Source organism: Burkholderiaceae bacterium (genome assembly GCA_024235995.1).
In the GTDB taxonomy this organism is placed as follows: Bacteria; Pseudomonadota; Gammaproteobacteria; order Burkholderiales; family Burkholderiaceae_C; genus Ottowia.
Genome location: JACKLI010000001.1, coordinates 3102074 through 3126614, shown reverse-complemented (window position 1 = coordinate 3126614; position 24541 = coordinate 3102074). Strand labels below are relative to the sequence as shown.

General features: G+C 63.1%; 22 protein-coding genes and 3 pseudogenes. 9 read left to right on the top strand and 16 right to left on the bottom strand.

Going from position 1 to position 24541, the window contains the following annotated elements; all coding sequences use genetic code 11:
- Positions 1–7: 7 nt before the first annotated feature.
- From H6927_15000 to H6927_14975, 6 genes and pseudogenes are all read right to left on the bottom strand, one after another.
- Positions 8–1561 (bottom strand): putative DNA binding domain-containing protein, encoded by a 1554-nt coding sequence (locus H6927_15000; protein ID MCP5219399.1) that lies wholly within the window; start codon positions 1559–1561, stop codon positions 8–10.
- Positions 1558–3504: an ATP-binding protein gene (locus H6927_14995; GenBank protein MCP5219398.1), complete on the bottom strand. Its 1947-nt coding sequence runs from the start codon at positions 3502–3504 to the stop codon at positions 1558–1560. Before H6927_14995 ends, H6927_15000 begins: the two co-directional genes overlap by 4 nt.
- A gap of 18 nt (positions 3505–3522) precedes the next feature.
- Positions 3523–6540 (bottom strand): type I restriction endonuclease subunit R, encoded by a 3018-nt coding sequence (locus H6927_14990; protein ID MCP5219397.1) that lies wholly within the window; start codon positions 6538–6540, stop codon positions 3523–3525.
- Positions 6537–7854 (bottom strand): annotated as a pseudogene (locus H6927_14985) (restriction endonuclease subunit S). The gene H6927_14990 and the pseudogene H6927_14985 overlap by 4 nt, the downstream one beginning before the upstream one ends.
- Positions 7851–9419 (bottom strand): type I restriction-modification system subunit M, encoded by a 1569-nt coding sequence (locus H6927_14980; protein ID MCP5219396.1) that lies wholly within the window; start codon positions 9417–9419, stop codon positions 7851–7853. Before H6927_14980 ends, H6927_14985 begins: the two are co-directional and overlap by 4 nt.
- A gap of 11 nt (positions 9420–9430) precedes the next feature.
- Positions 9431–9754 (bottom strand): transcriptional regulator, encoded by a 324-nt coding sequence (locus tag H6927_14975; protein ID MCP5219395.1) that lies wholly within the window; start codon positions 9752–9754, stop codon positions 9431–9433.
- 149 nt (positions 9755–9903) lie between these two features.
- Here H6927_14975 and H6927_14970 point away from each other — a divergent pair, with 149 nt between their 5' ends.
- The 5 genes from H6927_14970 (at position 9904) to H6927_14950 (ending at position 14344) form a co-directional block, all read left to right on the top strand.
- Positions 9904–10467: a DUF3489 domain-containing protein gene (locus tag H6927_14970; protein ID MCP5219394.1), complete on the top strand. Its 564-nt coding sequence runs from the start codon at positions 9904–9906 to the stop codon at positions 10465–10467.
- A gap of 90 nt (positions 10468–10557) precedes the next feature.
- Positions 10558–10923: a hypothetical protein gene (locus H6927_14965; GenBank protein ID MCP5219393.1), complete on the top strand. Its 366-nt coding sequence runs from the start codon at positions 10558–10560 to the stop codon at positions 10921–10923.
- 575 nt (positions 10924–11498) lie between these two features.
- Positions 11499–12224 carry a hypothetical protein gene (locus tag H6927_14960; protein ID MCP5219392.1) on the top strand — a complete coding sequence of 242 codons (726 nt, stop codon included), beginning with the start codon at positions 11499–11501 and terminating at the stop codon, positions 12222–12224.
- A gap of 110 nt (positions 12225–12334) precedes the next feature.
- Entirely contained in the window at positions 12335–12532 is a 198-nt protein-coding gene (locus H6927_14955) for an AlpA family phage regulatory protein (protein ID MCP5219391.1), read from the top strand.
- Between the two features lie 78 nt (positions 12533–12610).
- A complete protein-coding gene (locus H6927_14950; GenBank protein MCP5219390.1) occupies positions 12611–14344 on the top strand; it encodes a hypothetical protein in 1734 nt (577 codons plus the stop codon).
- Between the two features lie 176 nt (positions 14345–14520).
- Here H6927_14950 and H6927_14945 read toward each other — a convergent pair whose 3' ends face one another.
- The 3 genes and pseudogenes from H6927_14945 to H6927_14935 all read right to left on the bottom strand — a co-directional run bounded on the left by H6927_14945 (position 14521) and on the right by H6927_14935 (position 17135).
- Complete coding sequence (locus H6927_14945) at positions 14521–15360, bottom strand: ATP-binding protein (protein ID MCP5219389.1); 840 nt, start codon at positions 15358–15360, stop codon at positions 14521–14523.
- Positions 15329–16855, bottom strand: coding sequence for an IS21 family transposase (locus tag H6927_14940; GenBank protein ID MCP5219388.1), 1527 nt, complete (start codon positions 16853–16855; stop codon positions 15329–15331). The genes H6927_14945 and H6927_14940 overlap by 32 nt, the downstream gene beginning before the upstream one ends.
- A 115-nt stretch (positions 16856–16970) precedes the next feature.
- A pseudogene (locus tag H6927_14935) lies at positions 16971–17135 on the bottom strand (DUF4172 domain-containing protein).
- A 153-nt stretch (positions 17136–17288) separates the two neighbouring features.
- On the opposite strand from H6927_14935, the gene H6927_14930 reads away from it, so the two are divergent.
- The 3 genes and pseudogenes from H6927_14930 to H6927_14920 all read left to right on the top strand — a co-directional run bounded on the left by H6927_14930 (position 17289) and on the right by H6927_14920 (position 19182).
- Positions 17289–17900 carry a type IV toxin-antitoxin system AbiEi family antitoxin domain-containing protein gene (locus H6927_14930; protein MCP5219387.1) on the top strand — a complete coding sequence of 204 codons (612 nt, stop codon included), beginning with the start codon at positions 17289–17291 and terminating at the stop codon, positions 17898–17900.
- Positions 17901–18000: 100 nt separating this feature from the next.
- Positions 18001–18468 carry a hypothetical protein gene (locus tag H6927_14925; protein MCP5219386.1) on the top strand — a complete coding sequence of 156 codons (468 nt, stop codon included), beginning with the start codon at positions 18001–18003 and terminating at the stop codon, positions 18466–18468.
- A 159-nt stretch (positions 18469–18627) separates the two neighbouring features.
- Positions 18628–19182, top strand: a pseudogene (locus H6927_14920) (recombinase family protein).
- 70 nt (positions 19183–19252) lie between these two features.
- On the opposite strand, the gene H6927_14915 reads toward H6927_14920, so the two are convergent.
- Positions 19253–20092, bottom strand: coding sequence for an ATP-binding protein (locus tag H6927_14915; GenBank protein MCP5219385.1), 840 nt, complete (start codon positions 20090–20092; stop codon positions 19253–19255).
- Positions 20061–21587 (bottom strand): IS21 family transposase, encoded by a 1527-nt coding sequence (locus H6927_14910; protein MCP5219384.1) that lies wholly within the window; start codon positions 21585–21587, stop codon positions 20061–20063. Before H6927_14910 ends, H6927_14915 begins: the two co-directional genes overlap by 32 nt.
- 31 nt (positions 21588–21618) lie before the next feature.
- Here H6927_14910 and tcmP point away from each other — a divergent pair, with 31 nt between their 5' ends.
- Positions 21619–22125, top strand: a complete 507-nt coding sequence (gene tcmP / locus H6927_14905) for a three-Cys-motif partner protein TcmP (protein ID MCP5219383.1) — start codon at positions 21619–21621, stop codon at positions 22123–22125.
- Here tcmP and H6927_14900 read toward each other — a convergent pair.
- From H6927_14900 to H6927_14880, 5 genes are all read right to left on the bottom strand, one after another.
- Positions 22122–22868, bottom strand: a complete 747-nt coding sequence (locus tag H6927_14900; GenBank protein MCP5219382.1) for a phage Gp37/Gp68 family protein — start codon at positions 22866–22868, stop codon at positions 22122–22124. The genes tcmP and H6927_14900 overlap by 4 nt on opposite strands.
- Before the next feature lie 13 nt (positions 22869–22881).
- Complete coding sequence (locus H6927_14895) at positions 22882–23217, bottom strand: helix-turn-helix transcriptional regulator (GenBank protein MCP5219381.1); 336 nt, start codon at positions 23215–23217, stop codon at positions 22882–22884.
- A 74-nt stretch (positions 23218–23291) separates the two neighbouring features.
- Positions 23292–23762, bottom strand: a complete 471-nt coding sequence (locus tag H6927_14890) for a lysozyme (protein MCP5219380.1) — start codon at positions 23760–23762, stop codon at positions 23292–23294.
- Positions 23759–24235: a hypothetical protein gene (locus H6927_14885; GenBank protein ID MCP5219379.1), complete on the bottom strand. Its 477-nt coding sequence runs from the start codon at positions 24233–24235 to the stop codon at positions 23759–23761. The genes H6927_14890 and H6927_14885 overlap by 4 nt, the downstream gene beginning before the upstream one ends.
- Positions 24232–24537, bottom strand: coding sequence for a hypothetical protein (locus H6927_14880; GenBank protein MCP5219378.1), 306 nt, complete (start codon positions 24535–24537; stop codon positions 24232–24234). The genes H6927_14885 and H6927_14880 overlap by 4 nt, the downstream gene beginning before the upstream one ends.
- Positions 24538–24541 lie beyond the last annotated feature (4 nt).

Below are 24541 nucleotides of genomic sequence, written 5' to 3'. Positions count from 1 at the left end.
GGGTGGCTCAGGCCGAATCCCCGCCGGGATGCGCCTCCAGCCACTGTCGCCCGATGGCCGTCAGGCGGTAGCGTTGCAGGCGGCTGTTGGGTTTGTCGGGCAGGGTCATTTCGATCATCTGCGTGGCCAAGGCCGGTTTCAGATAGGCTTTCCGGAAGTGCTCCTCGCCTTTGAGGCCGAGCGCGGACTGAATTTGCTGCCGGGACATCTCGCCGCCCACGGCACGCAGCAGGCGCTCGACTTCCCCTGTGACTTCCCCTGTGACTTCCCCTGTGACTTCCCCTGCACCAGCCGTGGGGACGAGGGACAGCGGATGGCACGGCAGCCGGATCACGAACGAAAGCCGGTCGTCGTCCGTCTCGAACAGCGGCGCGGGCGAGCCGTTGGCTGCCATCTCCTTCAGGATTTTCGGGATACCTGTGGATCGGCCCTCGGTCATCTCCAGTTCCTTCAGGAACTCGCCGATGCGCCGGTTGCGGTAGCGGCGGCTGACGGCGCGGCCCGCCTTCAGGTCTTCCATCCGGATCGATCGATCCGGGCCGGGGAAGCTGAGAACGGTCAGTTCGTCATGGCTGATGCGCACCTCGATGGGTTCGCGTTCCTCGTAGGAACGGTGATACACGGCGTTGACCACGGCCTCTTCGATGGCGGCGTAAGGGAAGTTCCAGACCCGCGTGGCTTCGGCCCGGTCGGGATGCTTGATGACCGTTTCGTGCAGGTAGTTGCGCTGGATGTAGCCCAGCGCCTCGCGCGTCATCCGTGCCAACGGCCCCTTGAAAATCTTCTCGTCGAAACGGTCGCCGCCCGCGCCTTCGGGAAACCAGACCACGTCGATCTGCACGCCGGGGAAGAACCGCTCCGGTGTTTCGTTGAAGAACAGCAGGCCCACGTTCTTGGGCCACGGCGATTCGGCAGGGCCGCCCGCAACGTTCATCTGCCGCCCCAGCGCCTCGACGGAAAGCCCCGGCGCATCCGCCGCCAGCGCGCTGCCCACTTCCTCCAGGAAACCCTGCATCAAAGGCTTGGCAAGATCATCGACGCGCGCGAACTGGTTGTAGCGGTCGTCGAACGGCACTTTGGCAGCCAGGCTCAGCAGTTCCTTCTCGGTGTCGCCTTTGGCCTCGACCGTGCTGCTGTACCGGCGAATGAAGTACTTCCAGACCTTGTGCTTCGTCGTGACCGCTTCCGGCGCTTTGTAGGGTCGCGTTTGTCCACCCGGCGCTTGCAGCACGATCAGGTTGCGGCCCTCGACCACTTCCAGGCTCAACACCGGAAAATACGGCGGCTGTATCAACTGGCAGTGCGCCAGCAGTTCGCGCTGGATCTTGTCGAGCTGGTTGTCGGGCAGACCTACCGGCGGAAAGATGGGCCTGCCGTCGGCATCGCAGTCCTGCCCGATCACCACGTAGCCACCGCCCAGGTTCTCGAAGTCGTTGGCGAACGCGCACAGCGTGCGGATGATCGCGTCCGGGTTCCACCCGGCCTTGTATTCGATGCGCTCACCCTCGACCGTGCGCTGGCGCAGCAGATCGCTCAGGTTGATGGGGAGCTTGCTGCTCATGCTCCCTCCTCCTTGCCGGCAAATATGATGCCCGTCTGCACGGGTTGCGACAGCACGCGATTGAGTAACTGATCGGTTGCAATCCCTTCGTACCGGGTGGCCAGCACGTTGCGCAGCTTCAACAAGCGCGCATTGGCGGTATCGACGAGGGTGCCGAACGTGGTTGCGCGAACGCGTCCGAATTTCCTATTCCCGTCGCCCACTTCCTGCTCGCGTCCAACGCCTGCCGCCACTTTCTGGCCGACAACCCACGCATAGACGAAAGGTGATCCTGACATAGCCCCCGACAAGGCAATGTCCTGCACGTAACCATTCGCCTGATTCACTTCCTTCCGGGTCAGCTCAAAGCCGCCTTTTTTCAGTTCGATCACCAGAACCTGTTGCATCTGCGTGAGCGTGGTATCGGCGGGATCGAAGGATTCAATGCCCGTCATCTGCCATGTGGTGTTCTCCGGCAGCACCACAATGTCCGGGCGATTGCGGTCGTTGATGAACTGGGCTTCGGTGTTCTTGAACAATTCGCTGGCCACGGTTTTCAACGTGGCGTTGGAGCAGAACTCCTGCGATTCGAACTCCGGCCCGAATACCCAGCGCGAGCGCAGAATCAAGGGATGCAGGGTGTGCAATTCGTCGGTGGTGGAGTCATTGGCCAGCCGCTGGATGGTTTCGATTACGCCGATGCGGCTGTCGATTTCATCGAGAACGCGCAGCGCATCCTTGATCGACCATTCCGCCAGCAGCCTGTCCAGACCATCGATGTCATCGGCGGGCAGCGTCGATAGCTTTTGCAGCAATGCAGCGCCGCTTTTCGATTTCTCAAGATGGATAACGGCTTTGACGGCGGTAGCAAGGAACTCTGGCGACACCGTTGGATGCGCCTGCGCCACGACTTTGGTGAACTCGGCCACCTCGATGCGAGCACCTTGTCCAAGCGTGGCTAGTTCGCTGCGGTTCTGGGTCAGGGCGTCTTCGGATGTCGCCTCGACGATCTCGGCGGCGAGTTCTTGCGCCACCTTGCTGACGTGTTCGGCGACGGTGCGGTACAACGTGCGCACAGCATCTGTTGATCGGAATGACGTCCAGTCCTCTTCCACGTCGGCTTCATAGCCTTGTGTGTCAACGATCACGTTGTAGCGACGGGCAAAGCGAGTGCGGCCATCAATTTGCCCCACCGACCACGATGGCGTGCCGACCAGCCGTTTCTGTACCCAATAGGCAATGCCCTGATGCACGGAGGAATGGTTCAGCCGGGTCGAGTCGATCACGATGACCGTGGCGCTGTGGCCATTTCCAAGATCAAGCGTCTGCTCGTTGACCTTGCCCTCGATCTCCGAAAAGGTGCGCTGCACACCATTGACCCGAATCTCGAACTCTGGATCGTGGACGAAGCGCGCCGCCAGCACCGTCAGGATTTCATCGGCGTCCGGCAACTTGCGTGCAACCTGCACCGACAGTCGCGTGCCACTGCCGGTTTTCTTGCCGGAGGTTTCGCTACGCAGAACGAAGGGGCTGGGGCCGGACTCCGTGCCAACCGTGAACGTCGCTAGCACACCGTCGCGCCACGTCTGCACCTCGTATTCATCGGCAAAGCACAGCAGGCCGTGCCGGCCGACGCCATTGCGCCCGTAGGCCCGGCGTGGGCGTGCGGTGCGGCCTGCCGGGAATTCAACGTTCGTGCCCTGATGCCTTTCGCGGTCATAGCGCAGTGTCATCCACCGCTTCTTGAACTGGGCTGGCGTCATGCCATGCCCGTCATCTGTGACGGTCAAGGTTCCGCCGACTTCAGCGGGCAAGATCAATTCCACCTTCGACGCACCCGCATCCCAAGCGTTCGCCACCAGTTCGGTCAACGCCACCTGCGGAACATGGGCTACTTGACCAAGCTCACGCAGCAGGTAGTCGTCCTCGAATAGGGCTAGGGTCTGAGATGGCGTGCTGGACATGAGTGATCGGTCTCCGGATCAAGCCAACCCAAAGTACCGCTCGAAGAACGCCGCGAGCTTGTCCAGCACTGTCTGCTTCTTCGCCGAATGGTTGTTGTTCTTCGAGAACCGCGAGACTGGCGGCAAAATCTTCGTGATGGCCGTGCCCGTGGCCGGAATCGCGCCGTCGCGGAAGGCGTTGTCCACGAACGCCTTTGTCTCATCCGCGTTCAAGCCCTCATCGGCGATGATCCGGTCAAGCTCCTCGGCCTTCTTCCGAACGATGAAGGCTTGCCATTCCGCATCGACCTTGGCTTTGGGCGAAACGGAATCCACGAACGCCTCGATGAGGTCTTTCTTGTTGCGCAGGGACGGGCTGGAATTGATCGCGCGCTCGATGGTCGCGTGGATTTCCTTGTCCTTGCCGGTGCCTTTGGCCTTGAGGTACCGCTCGACCAGCATCAAGATGTAATCGACGTTGATCTCGACCTGCTTGATGAGTTCGATCTCGAACACCACGTCATCGTTGATCGTTTCCTTCTCGGCCTCGGACGCGCTGCGGAACTCGGCATAGAGGTTGAGATACAGGCTCTGGTAATCCTGAAAATCGCGGTCGCTAAGAATTTCGTTGCCCGCGAAGTCGTCGAAGGACGTGAGGATGTTCCGCAGCCGAAGAATGGAGCCGAACAGTTTGATGAACGCTTTCTGCGCCGCCTCGCCGGTGATCGCCTTGCCCAGCGGGAACAGCGCCACCAGCTCGGCAACCTTCTTCTGGTACTCGGCGTAGTAGTCACCGTAGGGCTTGAGCAGCACGATACCCTTGGCGTCCTTGTTACCGAACAGCGCCAGCGCATCGTTGGTCGCATCCTCCAGATTACGGAAGGAAACGATGTTGCCGTAGGTCTTGACCGAATTGAGGATGCGGTTGGTGCGCGAATACGCCTGGATCAGCCCGTGCGCACGTAGGTTCTTGTCCACCCATAGCGTGTTCAGCGTGGTGGCGTCGAAGCCGGTCAGGAACATGTTGATCACGATCACCAGGTCAAGCTCGCGGTTCTTGAGCCGCTGCGACAAATCTTTGTAGTAGTTCTGGAACTTGTCGGCGGAGGTGTCGAAGTTGGTGGCGAATAGGTCGTTGTAGTCCTTGATGGCCGCGTCGAGGAAGTCGCGCGAGCCTTGATCCAGTCCTTCGGTCTCAAACTCCTCTTCTTCCAGCAGGCCATCGACGTCTTCGTTGGCGGCAAAGCTGTAGATCAGCCCGATCTTCAGCCGTTGCGCCGGTGGGATGTCCTTCTGCTGGCTGGCGAACTCCGTGTAGTAGCGTTTGGCGGCGTCAATAGACGCCGTGGCGAATAGCGAATTGAAGCCGTTGAGCCGCTTGCCGCCATGCCGGTAGCTGGCGCTGCGCTTGGTTTTCTGGTCGAAGTGCTCGCGGATGTAGGCTGCGATCTGCGTGATGCGCTCCGGCGCGAGCAGCGCCCGTTCCGTGTCGATGGCCGACACCTGCTTGTCGCGCACGTTCGGCGCGGTCTTGATGGTGTTGATGTAGTCGATGCGGAACGGCAACACGTTCTTGTCGTTGATCGCGTCGACGATGGTGTAGGTGTGCAGCTTGTCGCCGAACGCCTGCTCCGTGGTGCGCAGCTTCGGGTTGCCGCCCGTGCCGGCGTTGTCGGCGAAGATCGGCGTGCCGGTGAATCCGAATAGGTGATAGCGCTTGAACGACCGGGTGATTTCCTCGTGCATATCGCCGAACTGGCTGCGGTGGCATTCGTCGAAGATCACCACTACATCCGCGTCGTAGACCGGATGCTTCTTGTTCTTGATGACGAAGCGGCTGAGCTTCTGGATCGTGGTGATGATGATGCGCGCGTTCGCATCCTCCAGTTGCTTTTGCAGCACCGCCGTCGAGGTATTGGAATTGGCCGCACCCTTCTCGAAGCGTTCGTATTCGCGCATGGTCTGGTAGTCCAGATCCTTGCGGTCCACCACGAACAGCACCTTGTCGATCTCCGGCAGCCCGCGAGCCAGTTGCGCTGCCTTGAAGCTGGTCAGCGTCTTGCCACTGCCCGTGGTGTGCCAGATGTAGCCACCCGCCGCCACCGTGCCCAGTTGCCGGTGATTGGTGGCCGTGGCGATGCGTTGCAGGATGCGCTCCGCCGCGACGATCTGGTAGGGACGCATCACCAGCAGTTTCCGATCCACGTCGAACACGCAGTAGCGCGTGAGCACGTTCAGCAGTGCGTGCTTGGCGAAGAAGGTCTTGGTGAAGTCGGCCAGTTCGGTGATGGGCTGGTTCTTCGCATCGGCCCACCACGAAGTGAAGGAAAAGCTGTTGGAGGTCTTCTTGCGGTCGCGCCGCCCGCGCTGTTCGGCCAGGTGGCCATCGCGCACGGTGTTGCTGTAGTACTTGGTCAGCGTGCCGTTGCTGATGACGAACAACTGCACATACTCGAACAGGCCGGAGCCGGCCCAGAAGCTGTCGCGCTGATAGCGGTCGATCTGGTTGAACGCCTCGCGGATATCCACGCCCCGGCGCTTCAACTCGATGTGCACCATCGGCAGACCGTTGACCAGCACGGTCACGTCGTAACGGTTGGCGCGCTTGCCCTCGACCTCGTACTGGTTGATGACCTGCAAGCGGTTGTTGTGGATGCTCTGCTTGTCGATCAGGTAAATGTTCTTGGTGCTGCCGTCGTCGCGCTTGAGCACCTGCACATGGTCTTCCTGGATACGCGCGGTTTTCTCGATGATGCCGTCGTTGGCTCCGGCGATCTTCTCGCCGAAGACCTGCTGCCATTCCTTATCGCTGAAGGTGATCCTGTTCAGCGCCTCCAACTGGCGGCGCAGGTTGGCGATCAGGTCGGCCTCGCTACCGATGCGAAGGTATTCGTAAGCCTGCACCTGCAACCGCGCGATGAAGTCGCGTTCAAGCTCCGCTTCGGACTGGTAGCGTTCTTCGCGTACTTCATCTGGGCGCACGAATTCCGCGACGACGGTGCTCTCGTTGGAAAGCGCAATCGGTTCGTAGCGGGAGGGCTTGAGGTCTTCGCTCACGCCGCCTCCCGGAAGGTGAGCAGGCGGTCGCGGTAATGTTCGTACTGCTGGCGGCGAGCCTTGATTTCGGCGGGCAGGCCGGAGGAGAGGTCGTTCACCAGCGCGTCGAACTTGTCGAGGATGGCGGCGATGCGTTCCTGTTCATCAAGCGGAGGGACAGGAATCGGATATGCCTTGATGATTCCGATGTTCAGGTCGGAGCGGTTCCCGTGGCCGTGAGACCGCAGGTCGTCGTACTGATTGACGAGCCAGTGATAGACGAACCTGTAGTGCGCCTGCGCGGGGTCAATTTCCATGTTGCAGCAGTGTTGGTTCGTCGTCAGTGGAACCTTGTTTACTGCAACGCGGCCCCGCGTGACGCCCGCACCGGAGATCGCAACGATGACGCTATTCGCAGGAACCCACTTCGCGGCCGAGTTTTTCAGCCCTGCGTCGGTGATTGTCACGCTGGTTGAATGGATGTCCGAGTAATCGACTTCCTGAGTGCGAAGCCATGGAATATCACCACCGTAGTAGTCGGCACGAGTGGACAGCGGTGTGCCGCCTGACGAAATATTTGAACTAATTTCACTCAACGTCGTCCACCTTGCTTGCTTGCTTGCTTGCTTGCTTGCTTGCTTGCTTGCTTGCTTGCTTGCTTGCGTCAGCGTTCGTGCGTTCGCCGAACGTCAAAAGCGCGTCGCGGTAGTACTTGTACTGCCGCCGATGCGCCTCCAGCTCCGCCTCCAGCTCCGCCTCCAGCTCCGCCTCCAGCTCCGCCTCCAGCTCCGCCTCCAGCTTGGTGAAAGTGTCAAGCACTTTCACGATTTCGCGCTGGACTGCCAGCGGCGGAACGGGAACACGAATCTTCGCAAGGCTCTTGGCCGACACGTCGATGACCTTTGTGCCCGTGGCCTGCCTCTTTTTCTGGGCGAGAAAATCAGGCGTCCGGAAGTAGTACGAAAGGTACTTCGGGTCTTGCCCGTGCTTGATCACCGTGGCGTGGCCGCCGGTGACGATCTGCGATTCACCGAGCCACGCGACCGCTTTGCACACGTCCTCGACGTTTTCGCTGGTATTGGTGATGATCAGATCGCCGGTAGCAACCTTGGCGAGTGGCGCGGCGGTTTCCGGCGCAACGAAGGAAATGGTTTCGGTCGCCCAGACGCCGTAGTGCGTGTAAATCTGTCCGTAGTGGATGCAACCGACGCCGGCCTCCGTGAAGTCTGATTTGGGCATCCCGTTGCCACGAACCAGCTCAGCGATGTCTCCGAGCGCCTTGAATTCGATGCCGTCCTGGCAGAGCTCGGCGATCAGGCGATCAACGCGGCTCATACCTGCTCTCCTTCAAGATCGGCGACGATGGCGTCGATCTGCGTTCGCAGTTCCGCCTGCCGCGCCACGATGCGGGCGATCTGGACGTTGAGCGCCTTGATGTCCACCGCCTCGGTGGTGTCCGGCTGATCGACGTAGGACGAAACCGTGATCTTGTAGCTGTTCCCGGCAATATCGCCGTTTTCTACCAGCTTGGCGAAGTGCTCGACATCCTTGCGATTGACAAAGGCCTTGAGAATCCTCTGCTGATTGCTGTCCGTGAGTTTGTTCTTGTTGCCGTTGCGCACGAATTCGCTGCCGGCATCGATGAACAACGTCCTGTTGTCGTGCTTGGACTTCTTCAGCACGATGATGCAGGTCTCTGTCGTCGTGCCGAAGAACAGGTCTGGCGGCAGCTGGATGACGGTGTCGAGGTAGTTGTTGTCGATCAGGTACTGACGAATCTTCTGCTCCGCACCGCCGCGATACAGCACCCCGGGATACTCGACGATGGCCGCCGTGCCGTTGACAGCAAGCCAACTGAGGATGTGCATCGTGAAGGCGAGGTCGGCGTAGCCTTTCGGTGCAAGCACGCCCGCAGGCGCGAAGCGCGGGTCGTTGATGAGCAGGGGATTACTGTCGCCCGCCCACTTGATGGAATACGGCGGATTGGAAACGATGGCTTCGAAGGGTTCGTCGTCCCAGTGCGCCGGGTCGGTGAGCGTGTCGCCGTGCGCGATGTCGAACTTCTCGTAGTTCACGTCGTGCAGGAACATGTTGATCCGGCATAGGTTGTAGGTGGTCAGGTTGATTTCCTGGCCGAAGAAGCCCTGCCGCACCTTGTCCTGCCCCAGCACCTTCGCAAATTTCAACAGTAGCGAACCTGACCCGCAGGCTGGGTCGTACACCTTGTTCACCTCGGTCTTGCCGCTGACGGCGATGCGCGCCAGCAGTTCGGAGACTTCCTGCGGAGTGTAGAACTCGCCGCCGGACTTGCCTGCCGTGCTGGCGTACATCTGCATCAGGTATTCGTAGGCGTCGCCGAACAGATCGATGGTGTTATCAGTGAAGCTGCCCAGCGGCAGGTCGCCGATGGCATCGAGCAGCTTGACCAGCTTCTCGTTGCGCTTGGCAACGGTGGGGCCGAGCTTGCTGCTGTTGACATCGAGATCGTCGAACAGGCCCTTGAAGTCGTCCTCGCTGTCCGCGCCGATGGCCGAGCCTTCGATGTCCTTGAACACACGGGACAGGGTTTCGTTGAGGTTGGCGTCGCCCCGCGCCTGCCTACGCACGTTGGCGAACAGGTGCGAGGGCAGGACGTAGAAGCCTTTCTCCTTCACCGTTTCGGCGCGGCCCTGTTCGGCGTCGGCGTCAGGCAGCGCGGCATAGTCGAAGCCCGCATCGCCCGCACTACGTTCCTGCGCGTTCAGGTAGGCGGTGAGGTTTTCCGAAATGAAGCGGTAGAACAGCATGCCGAGCACATAGCTTTTGAAGTCCCAGCCGTCCACGCTGCCGCGCAGGTCGTTGGCGATGCGCCAGATGGTCTTGTGCAGTTCCGCCCGTTCGGCTTCTTTGTTGTTGTTCACTGTCCGGGCCTTCAGTCGATCAGAATCTTGAAACTGGTTGCCAGCGCCACCGGCTCCACCCCGTGCCCGTCGCGCTTGAGCTTGACCAAGCCGTAGCCTTCCATCATCCGCAGCGAGCGCGACAAGTTGGGCACGCGTCGCCCGGAGAGCGCCGCCAGCGCCGTCAGCGACTTGGGCCGCTGATCGCGGATCAGGCGCAGTAGCGCCCGGTTGTCCTCGGACAGCACCGCCGCCATCGTCGACATCGACGGGAACCAGACCGAAGGCTGGCCCCGGCCAGTGGCCGGACGGCTTCGTTCTTCGGGGCGGCGGATGCCAACGGTGCAGCGCTTCATCTCGGTTCGGTCGGGCGGTCGATGGAAGATGAACAGCAGTTTATCAGGCTGGCATACAAGCATGGCAATCCCGCATCACCTTTTGCTTGGCTTCTGCGCCGAACAGCGCGTTCATCGTGCTCCCAATCACCATCCCTGAAGGAGCGTCCATGACCGCAATCAAGTTGACCCCGGCACAGCACGCCATCCTCGCCCACGCCATCGATCACGCCGAAGGCCGGATCGAATGGTTCCCGCCCAACATCAATGGCGGCGCGCGCCAGAAGTTGCTGGAAGGCCTCGCCAAACGCGGGCTCGTCCGGCAGGTGCGCAAGCGGTGGCTGGTCGCGGCCGAAGGCTACGACGCCCTCGGTGTCCCGCGCCCCGGCATCAGCAAGCAGCGCATCAACAAGTTCGAGGCCAAGCTCGACCAGATCATCACCAATGCCGAAGGCGCGCTGCCCACGCCGAAAGACGCGGAACTGGAGGCCGCCGTCACCGCCGCCGAAGCAACGTGGGCCAAGCCGCGCACGCGGACGGACAGCAAGCAGGCCGAGGTCGTGCGGATGCTGCAACGGCCCGAAGGCGCGACCGTCCGCCAGATTTGCGCCGCCACCGGCTGGCAGGCCCACACCGTGCGCGGCGCGTTCGCCGGGGCGTTCAAGAAGAAGCTTGGCCTGACGTTGGTGTCCGACAAGCAGCCCGGCGGCGAGCGCATCTACCGCGTGGCCTGAAGAAAGATGGAGCCGGAGGCCAGAAAGAGCTTGGCTTCCGGCTCCGGCAGCGCGTTACTTCCATCATCGCCAATCACCACGGAGGACAGCATGAGCAGCACCACCATCCCCGCCACCCGCAACGACGCATGGGGCTTTTGGGGCACGATGAACGAACACGCCGCCACCGCGTGGCCGATGGCGATGGCCGCCATCGCGGATGCCACGGGCGAGGATTTCGACACCGTCCGCGCCTTCCTCGACAGCCGGCACGGACGCCACTTCGCCGACGACGTCCACAACGCACTCCACGACGGCCACGCCCTCCCGGTCGCCATCGCCGTCGCCACGCAGAAGTGGATGGACTGGACAATTGGCCGCCAGACCAGCAAGGACTACGGCATCCCGCGCGGGCTGCCTTACCTCTCGGGGTTCGTGATCCAGAGCGGCATCGACGCGGAACTGCAGGCCGCCTGATTCCGAATCCTCCGACGTGGTGACCTCCAGCCATTGGAGGCCACCCGGGGTGTCCAGTTTCCGGATACCCTTTCGGCGCTGGCCGAAGGGGTTGATCGTTTGCCGTCACGGCCCACCGCCACGTTCACCGATTGGGCGTGATCGGGCGTCGAAATGAGCCGCAAGGCCGCGCGGGTGCTGCGTTCCCGACCATCACCGTTTTTCGGGACGTCAGCCCGCGAACCCCGGCCACGGGTGCGAACCGCGAACCGTGCGAACCTCGGTTCGCACCCTGACAGTAGCGAAGCGCCGCGCTCGCGCCCCCCGTATTGCTCTTTCCGCAGGAGGACCCGTTTCGCCTCGGGCGACCTTCGTTTTTTCCGACCACAACAATAAGGAGTGACCATCACCATCGTCACGACCATCACCGGCAGGCGGGCAACGTGATGATGGTGATGGTCGTGACGATCACCGCCTATTGTTATGGCTCGCCGGAAACAGGCTGCGGGGTCGCCAAGCCTGCATTGCACCGCAGCCGACGACCGTGCCCATTCTCGGACGGCGCTGGACGACCTTCGCCGGTAGACTGATCGGCGATGAATCCCGAACTCCTCGCCCTGGCTCTGCGCACGTCGCTGGAACAATTGCTGGCGCTGCCGAATGCCATCCGCATCGTCGTGCTGGCGAAGGAGGAATTGGTTCGTTTCGACGACGACCAGTTGCGGGAATTGCTGGCGTGGATCGATGCGACGATTCAGCAGGCCGTGGCATTGGGCGAGGACAGTTCCGCGCGCGACGACGAACGCGATCTGGACTGGCTGATGCGGGCCATCGAACACCACAAGATGTTCGCGCTGGAGGACGGCACGCCGTTCGGCTTCCGCGACTGCTACCGCGTGCTGGCACTCTACAAGCTCGGTGTGGTCATCGATGCCGTGGGCGATCAATCGGCGGGTGTCCTCGGTGTGCCCGTGGCCGCCGCGCTGATGGAATCGTGGGAAGCCGTGCTGCTCGCGGATTTGCTGCCGGACGTGGAGTCGGTGGAAGCGGTCGTCGAGCGTGCATGGCGCGAGGGATTGACGCCGCCCGCCGATGTCGCGCACGAGGTCAAGCGCGCCCAATCCCAAGGCGGGCGCAAAGCCGCCGACATCCGGCACGCCACGAACCGTGAAGCCAAGGCCCGCGCGCTGGAACTGTATTGGAACGGGAAATACAACAGCATTGATGCAGCGGCCAAGATCATTGGTGCGCAGGTATTCCGATCTTCGGCCACGGTGCGGAACTGGATATTCGAGGATCGCCGGCAGCGCGACAGCGGATAACGACCGTCACGCTGCGCGCAGCGTGATTCCTGTGCGCGCAGCGGTTCTACCGCCACGGCGAATCGTGGCATTGAATAGCGAGCATCCCGAAACGACCACGGATGCTCGCCATGAAACTCTCCCGTCCGCTTCTGCCCGATACCGGCTTTCTCCGGCTGCCGCAGATCCTTTCCCTGATCCCGATCAGCCGCTCCGCGTGGTGGGCCGGGGTGCGCGAAGGAAAATTCCCCAAGGGTGTCAAGCTCGGCAGCAAGACCACGGTCTGGCGCGCCGAGGACATCCGCGCCTTGATCGACCAGTCGCGCTGACGAGGGCTGGTCATGGCACCTTCGTTTTCGGCGACCTCAACAATAGAGGGCGACCGTCACCACCATCACGACCGTCACATCGGTGATGGTGGTGACGATTGTGATGCTGCTGGCGCACCTGACGCGCTCGCCGTCGTCGAAGCGGCGCTCGCCCGCCTGCCGGAAGATGTCGGTGCGATCTTCGAACCGGAGGTGATCGCCGCGCTCTGCGCGCTGCGTTGCCGCGACGTCGCCGCCTACCAGCGACTGCGCCAGCAGGCCAAGAAGCTCAATCCCGCCTGTTCCATCACGGCACTGGACGCCGCCGTGCGCGGGGAATCGGAGGGTACCGAAGAATCTTCGACGCTGGACGAACTGGTGGCGCTGGCCCGCGCCCAGTGCCAACTGCACCATGACGCCGACCGTCGGGCCGTGGCCGTCATCCCGATGCCGGATCGCCGTGAGGTCTGGCGTGTTCAATCCTCCGGCTTCGAAGATTGGTTGCGCGCCGCCTACTGGTGCGCCCGGCAGGCCGGTGTCACCGACACCACGATGAAGGCGGCGCTGGCCACGTTGTCGGCGGCCGGCATCAACGACGGCGACTCCATCGAGGTCCACGTCCGTGCCGTGCGCTGGCAGGACGGCTACGTCATCGACCTGTGCGATGAACGTTGGCAGGCGGTCGAAGTGAACCCGCGCGGCTGGCGGGTGGTCGCCGCATCCCCGGTGCTGTTCACCCGCCCGCCCTCGATGCGGCCGCTGCCGATGCCTGCGGCCAACGGCGACATCAGCCTGCTCTGGCGGCACACCAATATCCCGCCGAACCGCCGCGTGCTGGTGTTGGCGTGGCTGCTGGACGGCTGGCGTCCCGACACGCCGTTTCCGGTGCTGGAACTGGTCGGCGAGCAGGGGTCAGCGAAGTCCACCACGCAAACCGTGCTGCGCAGCCTGATCGACCCGAACAAGGTGATGCTGCGCGGACGACCCAAGACGGTCGAGGACATCTTCGTTGCCGCCGCCAACAACTGGCTCGTCTCCTACGAAAACCTCTCTGGTCTGACGCCGGAGCAGCAGGATGCGCTCTGCACCCTGTCCACGGGCGGCGGCTTCGCGGCGCGACAGCTTTACACCAACGGCGAGGAGCACGTCATGGAGACGAAGCGACCGGTGGCCTTGAACGGCATCGCCGTGGTCGCCACGCGGCCCGACCTGATCGACCGGGTGATTCACGTCGATCTGCCGACCATTGCGCCGGAGGCCCGGCGTGACGACGCCGATGCGCAGGCGCAATGGGAGCGCGACCGTCCCCGCGTGTTCGCCGGACTGCTCGACCTGTTCGCTTCGGCGTTGGCGATCCTGCCGACGGTCACCTTGGCGCGCAAGCAGCGCATGGCGGATTTCGAACGGCTGGGCGAAGCGGTGGCGCGGGCCTTGGGCTTCGAGGCGGGCGAGTTCCAGCGGCAATACGCCGAACTGGTGCGTGCGGGCATCGACCGGGCGCTGGAGAGCAACGCCGTCGCGCAGGCCTTGGACAAGTACATCGCCGAGCGCCTGACGCCGCTGAACTGGCAGGGTACGGCCGGGCAGCTTTACGACCTGCTTGGCAACTTCGGTATCCCCGACCGTAGTACCTGGCCGCGCTCGCCGAAGGGTCTGGCCGACCAGCTTCGGCGCATTGCTCCGGCGTATCGCGCCAAGGGCATCGACATCAGCCATCTGGGCCACGGGCGCGATGGCGCGCTGTGGCGCATCGCGCAGACCACCCAACACGCCACACCGCCCGGTGTTCCTTCATCCATGGGCGGTATTCGATACGGAGAACACCGTGGATAGCTCCGGCCTGCATCCCGTCCAGCTTCTGGACATCACCCGTTTCCCGCAACCCTGATCAGGAGATCACCACCATGAAACTCAACCCCTTCAGCAAGAAGTCCGGCTGTTGATTCATCAGCACAACTGAGCCAGTGATCACGTTGAATATTGAGCCACTGGGTTGATGGATTCTTTGACTATTCGGTTGTGGATAAGTCTATCGGGTCTGCTGTTTTTCGATCTCCTTTCTGGCTCTTTGGGCGTTGCTTTGGGGGAGCCGCGCCAGCGGCACTGGAGTGCTTGAATCGCCAGCTCTCGTTGCCCGTCTCGACGATGTGGCAATGGTGCGTGAGCCGGTCAAGCAAGGCCGTGGTCATCTTGGCGTCTCCAAAGACGCTGCTCCACTCCGAGAAGGTGAGGTTGGTGGTGATCACCACGCTCGTTCGCTCATAGAGTTTGGAGAGCAGGTGGAACAGCATCGCGCCGCCCGACTGCGTGAATGGCAGGTAGCCCAGTTCATCCAGGATCACCAGATCGACGTACATCAGGCGGTGCGCCATTTGCCCGGCCTTGTTCTGCGCCTTCTCCAGCTCCAGGGCGTTGACCAGCTCCACCGTTGAGAAGAAGCGCACCCGCTTGCCATGCATGCGAATGGCCTCGATCCCCAGGCTCGTGGCCAGGTGGGTTTTACCCGTGCCGGGGCCACCAACCAGCACCACGTTGTGCGCCGACTCCACGAAGCGAAGGGTGTGCAACTGGCGCACCAGTGCTTCGTCGAGCTGCGCGTGGGCGAAGTCAAAGCCGGCGAGGTCACGGTGCGAAGGGAAGCGCGCCACGCGCATCTGGTAAGCCATGGAACGCACCTCACGCTGAGCGGTCTCGGCCTTGATGAGCTGGTGCAGCACGGCCTCATGATCCAGCGACTTCATGCGGGCGGTGCCCAGTACCTCCGGCCAGGCACTGGCCATGCCGTGCAGGCCCAGCGCTTTGAGGGCATCAATGACGTCATGCATGGTCGGACTCCGGTGATGCCTCATGAGGCTGGACGTTGCGCAGTGCGTCGTAGCGCTGCAGGTTGGCCAGTGGCGGCGTGTTGAGCTTGAGCATCGTGGCCACCGGTGGCTCGGGCACGCGCTGCTCCTTCAGACGCGAGAGCACGTTGAGCACGTGCTCGGCACTCACCCGCCCGGACTGCAGCGCCAGCTCTACCGCCACCACCACGGCCTCCAGTCCATGCAGGCTCACCCCCATGAGCACCTGCGCCATCACCCTGTCGCCACCGCTGTGGCGCAGCAACTGGCGCTGCATTTCCTGCAGTGGCTCGGGCATGGTCTTGAAGGGCGCGCCGTTGCGCAGCGCGCCGGGCTTTCGCTCGATGAGCGCGATGTAATGCATCCAGTCGTAGAGCGTCTGATCACGTTCGAAGCTGCGCGCCAGGCGCACCTGTCGCCCATCGGGCCCGACCACCAGCAGGCCATCCGCGTAGGCCCGCAGACTGACCACCGCATGAATCCATTCACACGGCACGCTGTAGCGGTTGCGCTGGAAGTGGATCAGTGCGGTCGCAGAGACCCGTACCGGCTGCTCCACGTAGCCATCAAACGCACGGGGGTTGGGCATGAGACGAGCACGTTCGTCCTGCCAGACATCGGCCACCGTGAGCTGAGTCCATTCCGGGTGACTCATCTCAGCCCAGGCCTTCACGCAGGCCTGCTGCAACCAGTCGTTGAGTTCACCAAGCGTCCCCCAGCGCCGCTCGCTGGCCTCACGCCAGATGTCCTTGCGCCGATCCTGAACGTTCTTCTCCACGACCCCCTTCTCCCAGCCGGCGGCCCGGTTGCAGAACTCCGGCTCGAACAGGTAGTGCCCGGTCATCGCCTCGAAGCGTGCATTGACGCTGCGCTGTTTGCCATGGCCGACCTTGTCCACAGCGGTCTTCATGTTGTCGTAGATGCCCCGCCGGGGCACGCCACCGAAGAGGGCGAACGCCCGTGCGTGCGCATCGAACAGCATCTCGTGCGCTTGGCTGTAGTACGCCACCAGGCAGAAGGCGCGACTGGCCGCCAGCTTGGTGTGTGCCACTTCCAGGCGGCGGCGCAGCCCGCCGATGAACAGGTACTCGCAGCTCCAGTCGAACTGGAACGCCTCGCCCAACTCGAAGCTCAGCGGCACGAACCCCGCACCACGCGCAGCGTTGCCTTGCTCTTGCTGCCAGCGCTGGGCAAAGGCGTAGACCGGCCCTCGGCTGCCGCTGTAGCCCTGCGCGCGCAGCGCCTCAAACATGGCCTTGATCCCGCGTCGATCGCGTTTGCTGCGATGGCTATCGGCCTTGAGCCATTGGCTCAACTGCTCCTTGTACGGATCCAGGATGCTGGGGCCCGACACCCGCTGCGGGTATCGGGGTTCGGCCATCTGCCCGTCTTTGAGCCACTTGGTGGCTGTGTTGCGCGAGATGCCCAGGCGCCGGCTGGCCTCGCGCACCGACACGTCCTGCCTCAGCACGAGGCGGCGTAACTTGCTCAATGTGCTCACGTTGATCACTCCTGCTCCCCCGTGCTGAAAAATTCAGCAGGATAGAGCGGCAACGTGGCTCAAATTTCAACGTGAATGCGTCCCGAAATGGCCCAGCTTTGGAAATGAATCAACAGCTGGCCTGATCGCGCAGCGCCATGCCCACGTCGGCCAGACGGCCCAGCAGCACGCCTTGGGCGCGGCTGACCTCGGTCAACGGTCCAGTGAGCGCCGACAGGTCATAGCGCCATTTCGGCCAGTCGTCGGCCTTCCAGATGTAGAGTTTTTCTCCGCTATCCATGCGGAGATTAAACACCTTATTCGCCGCAAGAGCAAGTCATTCTCCGCGTGATGTGCGGCGAATGTGTCGGCTAATCACCGCATCCAGCCGTGCGATGTTCCCAATTTTCTCCAAAATGCTACATTGAGAGAATATATGGAACATGCCCCTGCCATGTCTGCCGACACCCACAGCCAGCGCGTGCTCGATCTGGCCAGCCAGAAGGGGCTGCTGCGCGCCAGCGATCTGGACGCCATCGACGCACCACGGGTCATCCTGACGCGCCTGATCGCCGCCGGCGTGCTGGACCGGGTCGGGCGCGGCCTCTACCGCCTACCCGGCCATCCGGTCTCGGAACACGAAAGCCTCGTGGTGGTGGCGGCCAAAGCGCCGCAGGCCGTGTTCTGCCTGCTGACCGCGCTGCAATTCCACGGGCTGACCACCCAACTGCCACGCCAGGTCTGGATCGCCATGCCGCGCGGCTGCCACGCGCCGCGCATCGATTGGCCGCCGATCAGGATGGTGCAGATGACGGGCGATGCCCACGCAGCAGGCATCGAGGAACACCGGGGTGACGGCGTGACGCTGCGGGTCTACAGCGCGGCCAAGACGGTCGTGGACTGCTTCAAGCACCGCAACAAGATCGGCCTGGATGTGGCGATGGAGGCGCTGAAAGATGCCTGGAGGGCGCGCAAGGCGTCGGCGGACGATCTGTGGCGGTACGCCAAGGTGTGCCGGGTCGCCAACGTGATGCGGCCCTATATGGAAGTGGTCGCCCATGAGTAATCGCGCGGCCTCGCTCCCATGAGCGCCTGATCGCCCGCGTGATCATCCGGCGACGGTGATCGGTTGCGGCTTCCGTGCGGATTTGCATGGAGACCCGACGATGACCCGACACTGCACCTGCTGCGGCAAGCCCTTCGAACCCCGCCCGCAAGTTCCCGATCAAGCCTTCTGTTCCGCGCCCGACTGCCAGCGCGCCCGCAAGCGCCAATGGCAGCGGGCCAAGCTCCAGTCCGATTCCGACTACCGGATCAACCAGCGCGCCGCGCAGCAGGCGTGGTCGCAGCGCAATCAGGACTACTGGCGCGACTACCGCGACGCCCGGCCCGAGTACGCGCAGCGTAACCGCGAGCAGCAGCGGTCGCGGGATCAGGGCCGAAACGCCGATCTTGCAAAGATGGACGCGTGCGACCTGCCGAGCGGCCTGTACCGCATCACGCGGCATCCGGCATTGCCGAGGGAAAACGGCGACTCGTGGGTCGTCGAGATCACACCGGTCTGCGTGACGTGTCCGTGCAAGATGGACGTGTCAAGAGAGGACGTGATCGACGCCTCGTCGATTCGCCCGTAACTTTGCTTCCAAAACGGGTTCTCTCGAACATCCTGCATGGCAACGATTCCAACCGTGTGCGTTGCCGCCGTGCGGCGGCGGCGCGTCCATTGAAGGGGCGGCAGACCCGAGATCGCCAATCACGGAGTGACCGGGTCTATGCAATCGAACGAATCGCCCATGAGCCCGCCGGGGCCGGTGTTCCGCGCCGCGCAGTACGTGCGCATGTCCACCGAGCACCAGCAATACTCGACGGAGAACCAGGCCGACAAAATCCGCGAGTACGCCGCCCGGCGCAACATTGAGATCGTCCGCACCTACGCCGACGAGGGCAAGAGCGGTCTGCGCATCGACGGTCGGCAGGCGCTCCAGCAACTGATCGGCGACGTCCAGGCGGGCAAGGCCGACTTCCAGATCATCCTCGTCTACGACGTCAGCCGCTGGGGCCGGTTCCAGGACGCCGACGAAAGCGCCTACTACGAATACATCTGCCGCCGCGCCGGAATTCAGGTCGCCTACTGCGCCGAGCAGTTCGAGAACGACGGCTCGCCGGTGTCCACCATCGTCAAAGGCGTCAAGCGTGCGATGGCGGGCGAATACAGCCGCGAGCTCTCGGCCAAGGTGTTCGCCGGGCAGTGCCGTCTGATCGAACTCGGCTTCCGGCAAGGCGGGCCAGCGGGCTACGGTCTGCGCCGCGTGCTGATCGACCAGTCCGGTGCGGTGAAGGGGCAGCTGTTGATTCATCAGCACAACTGAGCCAGTGATCACGTTGAATATTGAGCCACTGGGTTGATGGATTCTTTGACTATTCGGTTGTGGATAAGTCTATCGGGTCTGCTGTTTTTCGATCTCCTTTCTGGCTCTTTGGGCGTTGCTTTGGGGGAGCCGCGCCAGCGGCACTGGAGTGCTTGAATCGCCAGCTCTCGTTGCCCGTCTCGACGATGTGGCAATGGTGCGTGAGCCGGTCAAGCAAGGCCGTGGTCATCTTGGCGTCTCCAAAGACGCTGCTCCACTCCGAGAAGGTGAGGTTGGTGGTGATCACCACGCTCGTTCGCTCATAGAGTTTGGAGAGCAGGTGGAACAGCATCGCGCCGCCCGACTGCGTGAATGGCAGGTAGCCCAGTTCATCCAGGATCACCAGATCGACGTACATCAGGCGGTGCGCCATTTGCCCGGCCTTGTTCTGCGCCTTCTCCAGCTCCAGGGCGTTGACCAGCTCCACCGTTGAGAAGAAGCGCACCCGCTTGCCATGCATGCGAATGGCCTCGATCCCCAGGCTCGTGGCCAGGTGGGTTTTACCCGTGCCGGGGCCACCAACCAGCACCACGTTGTGCGCCGACTCCACGAAGCGAAGGGTGTGCAACTGGCGCACCAGTGCTTCGTCGAGCTGCGCGTGGGCGAAGTCAAAGCCGGCGAGGTCACGGTGCGAAGGGAAGCGCGCCACGCGCATCTGGTAAGCCATGGAACGCACCTCACGCTGAGCGGTCTCGGCCTTGATGAGCTGGTGCAGCACGGCCTCATGATCCAGCGACTTCATGCGGGCGGTGCCCAGTACCTCCGGCCAGGCACTGGCCATGCCGTGCAGGCCCAGCGCTTTGAGGGCATCAATGACGTCATGCATGGTCGGACTCCGGTGATGCCTCATGAGGCTGGACGTTGCGCAGTGCGTCGTAGCGCTGCAGGTTGGCCAGTGGCGGCGTGTTGAGCTTGAGCATCGTGGCCACCGGTGGCTCGGGCACGCGCTGCTCCTTCAGACGCGAGAGCACGTTGAGCACGTGCTCGGCACTCACCCGCCCGGACTGCAGCGCCAGCTCTACCGCCACCACCACGGCCTCCAGTCCATGCAGGCTCACCCCCATGAGCACCTGCGCCATCACCCTGTCGCCACCGCTGTGGCGCAGCAACTGGCGCTGCATTTCCTGCAGTGGCTCGGGCATGGTCTTGAAGGGCGCGCCGTTGCGCAGCGCGCCGGGCTTTCGCTCGATGAGCGCGATGTAATGCATCCAGTCGTAGAGCGTCTGATCACGTTCGAAGCTGCGCGCCAGGCGCACCTGTCGCCCATCGGGCCCGACCACCAGCAGGCCATCCGCGTAGGCCCGCAGACTGACCACCGCATGAATCCATTCACACGGCACGCTGTAGCGGTTGCGCTGGAAGTGGATCAGTGCGGTCGCAGAGACCCGTACCGGCTGCTCCACGTAGCCATCAAACGCACGGGGGTTGGGCATGAGACGAGCACGTTCGTCCTGCCAGACATCGGCCACCGTGAGCTGAGTCCATTCCGGGTGACTCATCTCAGCCCAGGCCTTCACGCAGGCCTGCTGCAACCAGTCGTTGAGTTCACCAAGCGTCCCCCAGCGCCGCTCGCTGGCCTCACGCCAGATGTCCTTGCGCCGATCCTGAACGTTCTTCTCCACGACCCCCTTCTCCCAGCCGGCGGCCCGGTTGCAGAACTCCGGCTCGAACAGGTAGTGCCCGGTCATCGCCTCGAAGCGTGCATTGACGCTGCGCTGTTTGCCATGGCCGACCTTGTCCACAGCGGTCTTCATGTTGTCGTAGATGCCCCGCCGGGGCACGCCACCGAAGAGGGCGAACGCCCGTGCGTGCGCATCGAACAGCATCTCGTGCGCTTGGCTGTAGTACGCCACCAGGCAGAAGGCGCGACTGGCCGCCAGCTTGGTGTGTGCCACTTCCAGGCGGCGGCGCAGCCCGCCGATGAACAGGTACTCGCAGCTCCAGTCGAACTGGAACGCCTCGCCCAACTCGAAGCTCAGCGGCACGAACCCCGCACCACGCGCAGCGTTGCCTTGCTCTTGCTGCCAGCGCTGGGCAAAGGCGTAGACCGGCCCTCGGCTGCCGCTGTAGCCCTGCGCGCGCAGCGCCTCAAACATGGCCTTGATCCCGCGTCGATCGCGTTTGCTGCGATGGCTATCGGCCTTGAGCCATTGGCTCAACTGCTCCTTGTACGGATCCAGGATGCTGGGGCCCGACACCCGCTGCGGGTATCGGGGTTCGGCCATCTGCCCGTCTTTGAGCCACTTGGTGGCTGTGTTGCGCGAGATGCCCAGGCGCCGGCTGGCCTCGCGCACCGACACGTCCTGCCTCAGCACGAGGCGGCGTAACTTGCTCAATGTGCTCACGTTGATCACTCCTGCTCCCCCGTGCTGAAAAATTCAGCAGGATAGAGCGGCAACGTGGCTCAAATTTCAACGTGAATGCGTCCCGAAATGGCCCAGCTTTGGAAATGAATCAACATACGGCCTGCATTTCGCGTTTCTCGATCCCTTCGATCTGGCGGCGCTGAACTTCGACATCATCGTCGCCCTGTCAGCGCTCAAGCGCATCGACATGCTGGTTCACATCAGCCAGATGGACTTGCAGCGCAACGTCGTGACCTACGCGACCACGGACAACTCGCCGTTCGACACCTTCGCGCCCGGATGGCGTGAGAAGGTGTCGATCATTCAGGGCCAGCAGGAACTCCGGCAGCAGATTTTCCAGTTCTGGCGCGACAAGGTCGCAGGCCTTGGCGTGTGGCCTTCCACCGACATGCGCTTACTCACGGGCAGTAATAACCAGCCGCTGTACTGGTTGCTGATGGCGGCCAAGCATTCTCTGCCGCACAAGTTCTGGGCCACGGCCTCCAACGTCGAGGGCCAAGGCGCGTTCAATTTCTAGGGTTGCACCACCGCTTCCGGGTAGTCGTCCCATGTGCGGCCACGGAAGATGCGACCGTTCGCCTTCTTGTGGCGCTTGACGCCGTCAGCGCCCCAGCCGCCCCACTGCTTGAAGAAGAACGCCGCGCCAGCGGCCTCGGCCTGCGCCTGCACGTTTGCCACCCACTCCTCGCGCATCGGTCGGGCCTTGTGACCTGATTCGCCGCCGACGATTACCCAGTGGATGTCGCGCAGGTTGATGCGGCCCAAGTCCTCCAGCAACGGCTCGACCGAGAGGAAGCGGATGTGCGCATCCACCTTGCGCAGATGGTCGATGCGCGGCACGCCGTACTTCTTGTCCTCCACCGAGACGCCCAGCCACACGTTCTGTGGGCAGGCCCGCCGCGCGAAATACTCCGGTAGGCGCTCTGCGCGCTTGGTGAGGATTTGGTAGGTGTGCTGCGGCGTGGCCTCGATGATCGAGAACACGCGGTCGAGGAACTTGTCCGGCACGGCCTCGTGGAACAGGTCGCTCATGCTGTTCACGAAGTACGTGGTCGGCTTCTTGCGCAACAACGGCTGCTCCAGCCGGTTCTCATGCACGGTGAGCTTGAACTCGTTTTCGTAGCCGGGCGCGCCCATCGCGTGCAACCGTCGCGCCATCACCTCGGCGTAACAGTGCTTGCACCCCGGAGAGACTTTGGTGCAGCCGGTGGTCGGATTCCAGGTCTGCTCCGTCCATTCGATGGTCGATTGCGTCGCCATACGACCTCCTATGTCATTTCGGCGCAGCGCCCGTCGTGTGGGTCTGCGCATGTTCGGACGCGAAGGCGTCCACCAAGCGGGATAGCGCCGAGCGCACTTGTCCCAAGTCCGGGTCTGCCAAGGTCACGCGCACCCGTTCGGCGAGCTGTTCCGCCGACGGAGCCGTTTCGCCTTCCGCCGTATGCACCAGACGCATACAGCGATTGATGACGCTGATCGGCGGGCTGGCCTTGCCCCGTTCGTACTTGCTCACCATCGACTGATCGACCTCCAGCAGGTCGGCGAATTCCTTCTGGCTGCGCCCATTGCGCGCCGCCCGGATGAGTTCTTCAACGCTCTCGAAGGCCACGATCTTGCCATCCACAAAATGCACTTAACGCCTATTTTATCTTGAATATGCTTTTTGTGCCTAGTTTGAGCCGATCAGCTAGCCGTGGATCGCAGGATCAGGGGCACTTCGGCTTCACGCCGGGCTACGAGGCCCGGCAACACGCGCCCGCCACCGTACACCCAGCGCCGCAGCTCCATCGCTGCAGCGGCCCAGTCCCGCTGGTTCACCCGCCGCCGCAGCGTCGAGGTCTGCAAGCGCCCGCCGCCGAGGTTGAATGTGAAGTCCACGATGGCCGCCAGACGTCCTTCGGGTTCGGTGGCCAGCACCGGGCAGTAGCGCAGCGCGGCGGCCAGCGCCGTGCTCAGGTCGCGGGCGAGATAGGCTTCCGCTTCCGTCTCGATGATCGGCGGGTGCTGGGCGTCGCAGAGGTGGCCGTAGCCAATCGTCCAGAAGCCTGCCGGGCAGATGTACGGATGAGCACGACCCGGATCGGTCTTCGGCACGCGGTGGAAGCCCTCGAAGCGCTTGGCCAAGTCGATGGCCATTTGCGGCACCTCGATCACGGCCGCACCCGGTCGAACACGCGCCCGAGGAACCAGAAGTTCAGCACCCCGGCCCACAGCGCCTGATCGGCCTCCGTCCAGGCGTGCAGGATGGCGACGCCCCATCCCACGCCGGCAGTCACGGCGGCTGCGAACGCCGCCGTCTTGGCCGCGCAGTACAGCGCCATGAACCAGTAGGTGATGATGGGACGAACGCTGCTGGACAGCGCATCGGCCCAGCGCACGCCGGTTTTCTCTCCCTGCGTGCGCACGGCTTCGCGCAGCGTATCGATGGCACCGACGTTCCACGCCGCATCCGCGCTCGCGCCGATCTCGGCCATCCGCTGCGCGCCGCGCAGCTTCTCGAACTCCAGCGCCTTGTCCTGCATCGCCAGCTCGTGGCCGCGCTCGCCCTTGCGGTCGAGCCATTTCAGGATTTCCGGCGCGAGACGGAAGGCCCCGCCGAGGAGGCCACCGAGCAAGGTCTCAATCATTGCGAGCCTCCCATCAGCTTGAGCTTGATGGCGGCACCCACCAGCAGCGCGGCCAGGATGCCGGTCGTGACGACCTTGATGGTGGTCTGCCACGCGGTGCGCCGGGCGTCGCGCCACGCATCCAGCAGATCGCGCAGTTCGCGGATGTCGCGGGCGGCGCTGCCGTTCTCCAAGCCAAGATGGGCGAGGCAACGCTCGGCTCCGCGTTGGGCGGCGCGGTCGAGCAGCTCGTCGAAGTCTTCGCGGCGCAAGAGCAGCATGTTCTCGACGAGCGCGGGCTGTTGTTGTTCAGGTTCGGTCATTGGC